Here is a 3,067-nt window from a genome sequence, read left to right as displayed (position 1 = left end):
GAATGTTTATGCGCATTATCGGAATAAATAGTGTTCAATTGCTTAAATATGTAACAACTTCGTTTGTGTTTACCGTTAATCGCTAAATCGGCATAATACGGTTTCATTTACGATGGCATTAAATTGGAATTTAAGTTTGGAATTACTCGCGATAGAGTTTCTTGGAAAACCGCTTCGTTTAGAAGGTTCAATGGCTGGTTGGCAACAGCTGTTCTGGGATAATACACTTGTGTCTCAACTGGATGCGACCTCAGAGCAAGATAATGCTCGAACTCACTCATTCATGTTGCAATCTGGCGAAGATACGTTGCAGTGTCACGTCAAAGCGTCAGTTCAATGGCAGCCATTTGAGATGTACTACAAAGCCTCCGTCAATGGTCAAACGATTGCCGAAGGTAACCGCGACACTAAAGACATCGAGCAACAAACTCCCGTTGTAGCACCTAAACCTGAGAAGCGTTTTAGCTTAATTGGATTAGTGTCGCTTGGTATGAAAGCATTAAAAAGTGCCAAGCTAATCAAAGTCGTACTTGCCTCAGCGAGCTTGGCTGCGTATTCATGGCTGTTTTCAATTCAATTTGCTTTAGCTCTAATCGCTTGCCTTATGTTCCATGAATACGGCCATATTAGAGCGATGAAATACTTTGGCATGAAGACCAAAGGCATCTATTTGATACCGTTCCTTGGTGGTTTAGCGTTATCCGATGAGAAGATCAATACGCGCTGGCAAGACGTAGTTATCTCAATCATGGGGCCATTGTTCGGATTGATATTGTCTTTGGTGTTTACCGTGTTGTACTTGATCACTGGCGAGATGTTCTTTGCTGGGCTTGCAGTATTCAACGCGCTATTGAACTTGTTTAATCTATTGCCAATTTTGCCTCTCGATGGCGGACATGTACTGAAAAGTATCAGTTTCTCAATGAACAGCGTGCTTGGTATTGTATTGTGTATCGCAGCCGCTGTTGCTGGTGTGGTACTGAGTTATCAGTTGAATCTGACCTTGTTTGGTTTCTTATTGTTTATGGGTAGTGTGGAAATACTGTTCGAATGGAAAGGGCGTCACCACAGTCACTTGTTACCATTAGACAAATACGGTCAAGTCGTGTCGTTTGTTTGGTATGTGGGTTTAGTGAGTAGTTTGATTGGTGTTATCTGGTATTTTGCATCTACTGGTGATCAACTATTAAGCCTACCATTGCAAATTCTTGGTACTTAACAAGAACCAAAACAAAAAAGTGCCCTAGCCAATATGGATAGGGCATTTTTGTATTCGAAGTTTAGCGTCTAAACAAATGTAAAATTACGTTTTGCAATTTGGTCTTGGAGAACCCGATTGGGGAAGCGTTTTGATCGTCGCTTGCAGATCTTTGATACGCGTACTGTGCGAAGGGTGTGTAGAAAGCAGTTCTGGGGGCTGATTACCACCCGATGCCTTCGCCATGTTTTGCCATAAGTCGACACTTTGGTTAGGATCGAATCCAGCTCTAGCCATATACTCTAGGCCAACAACATCGGCTTCAGATTCTTGAGTTCGCCCATACGGTAGAATAACGCCATACTGAACGCCTAAACCTAAAGCAGCCATCGTCATACCTTGATATTGGCTGTATTCTGATGTGCCTAATGCGATGCTAGTAACCGATAAACCAGTGTTAGCGATTTGAGACTGAGATAGGCGCTCGTTACTGTGGTCTGCTAAAACGTGCGCCACTTCGTGCCCGATAACTGTCGCGAGTTGGTCTTGATTAACCGCTACCTTAAGCAACCCGGTATATACGCCAATTTTTCCACCTGGTAGGGCGAATGCGTTTACTTGGTCACTGTCAAAGACAACAACTTCCCATTCACTAAAACCTTGTTTAGGAATGTATTGCGTGATGCTGTTTGCGACGCACTGTACATAAGCGTTCGTTTTTGCATCTTTGCTGATGGGTTGTTCTTTCTTCATTTGTTCAAAAGACTGTGCTCCAAGCTGAGACATATCTTTATCTGAAAAAAGCAGTAATTGGTTTCTGCCTGTTGGGGAAGCGCTGCATGCACTTAGCCCAGCGAGTGTAAGAAGCGAGGCAAACTTCATCCATGACGTCATACAATATCCTCCGTGTATTCGGTTTTTATGCATGTTAACATCAACTTGTGTAATAGCTAGTAGCAGTAAGATAACTATTTCGGTAATAATCCCAGCAATAATGCTAACGTTATTGGTTTTATCAACCTATTAACGATGATAAAACTGCACACGCGATAACAAAGCCAATAATTAAGGAACCTACATGAGTATTTGGAAAAAGCCCGTTGACCTAGAGATCTTCAACGCGACCTCAAAAAATACCTTAATTGAACACCTCAATATTGTATACACCGAGGTCAACGACAACTCTTTGGTGGCAACCATGCCGGTTTGTCATTTTACCCACCAACCTTTAGGTATGCTCCATGGCGGCGCATCGGTTGTGTTAGCAGAAACGCTTGGCTCATTGGCTGCTAATTTTTGCGTTCCAGAAGGCTACTATTGCGTTGGGCTAGATATCAACGCAAACCACGTTAGATCAATGCGCGATGGCCATGTTGTCGGTACTGCTGAGCCTATTCACTTAGGTGTGTCTACCCAAGTATGGCAGATAAACATCACGGATGAGCGTCAACGCTTAGTCTGTACAAGTCGTTTAACTATTGCTGTGAAGAAACATAAGCGATAATAGGCTAAGCATTAGTTAGCTGTGTTTGTATTTATAAGAAGTAATCTGTATTTAAAATAGTCCGAGAAATCCATGGTCATAACGTTTAAAAGTGGGAAAATCATCGCAACCGCACATGAGCTGGTCGTTCGTTTGGATGGTGAGCACAGAGTCACGCTACAAGCTCAAGTTGATGCAATCCAACTGATAGGAAAAGGGGCAAATGTCATTTCAGCCAATGGTTCTGAATGCAAGTGGTCGATTAAATTAGACAACGAACAGCAGCTCCGAGATATTGCCAATGAAATCGGCTGCGATGTGATGTAATCGTATACTGCAAAAGTACTTAGACCTTCTATTTGAATCAAACATTAGGACACCATACC

General features: G+C 42.5%; 4 protein-coding genes. 3 read left to right on the top strand and 1 reads right to left on the bottom strand.

Going from position 1 to position 3,067, the window contains the following annotated elements; translation table 11 throughout:
• Positions 1 to 136 precede the first annotated feature (136 nt).
• Positions 137 to 1,219, top strand: coding sequence for a site-2 protease family protein (locus tag AB4653_RS13480; protein ID WP_102257721.1), 1,083 nt, complete (start codon positions 137 to 139; stop codon positions 1,217 to 1,219).
• Positions 1,220 to 1,303: 84 nt separating this feature from the next.
• Here AB4653_RS13480 and AB4653_RS13475 read toward each other — a convergent pair whose 3' ends face one another.
• Positions 1,304 to 2,092 carry a M48 family metallopeptidase gene (locus AB4653_RS13475; RefSeq protein WP_009845320.1) on the bottom strand — a complete coding sequence of 263 codons (789 nt, stop codon included), beginning with the start codon at positions 2,090 to 2,092 and terminating at the stop codon, positions 1,304 to 1,306.
• A gap of 184 nt (positions 2,093 to 2,276) precedes the next feature.
• On the opposite strand from AB4653_RS13475, the gene AB4653_RS13470 reads away from it, so the two are divergent.
• Entirely contained in the window at positions 2,277 to 2,702 is a 426-nt protein-coding gene (locus AB4653_RS13470; protein ID WP_009845321.1) for a hotdog fold thioesterase, read from the top strand.
• Between the two features lie 72 nt (positions 2,703 to 2,774).
• Positions 2,775 to 3,008, top strand: coding sequence for a DUF3389 domain-containing protein (locus tag AB4653_RS13465; RefSeq protein WP_009845322.1), 234 nt, complete (start codon positions 2,775 to 2,777; stop codon positions 3,006 to 3,008).
• Positions 3,009 to 3,067 lie beyond the last annotated feature (59 nt).

Origin of the sequence: Vibrio sp. 10N.222.48.A3, from assembly GCF_041475345.1 — a bacterium.
Classification (GTDB): domain Bacteria; phylum Pseudomonadota; class Gammaproteobacteria; order Enterobacterales; family Vibrionaceae; genus Vibrio; species Vibrio tasmaniensis_A.
Note: the sequence above shows the minus strand (reverse complement) of the source record. Positions and strands in the feature narration are given on the sequence as shown.

Coding starts and splice junctions, on each gene's coding strand:
- AB4653_RS13470 (WP_009845321.1), top strand. CDS start 2,277: ATGAGTATTTGGAAAAAGCCCGTTGACCTAGAGATCTTCAACGCGACC.
- AB4653_RS13465 (WP_009845322.1), top strand. CDS start 2,775: ATGGTCATAACGTTTAAAAGTGGGAAAATCATCGCAACCGCACATGAG.
- AB4653_RS13475 (WP_009845320.1), bottom strand. CDS start 2,092: ATGACGTCATGGATGAAGTTTGCCTCGCTTCTTACACTCGCTGGGCTA.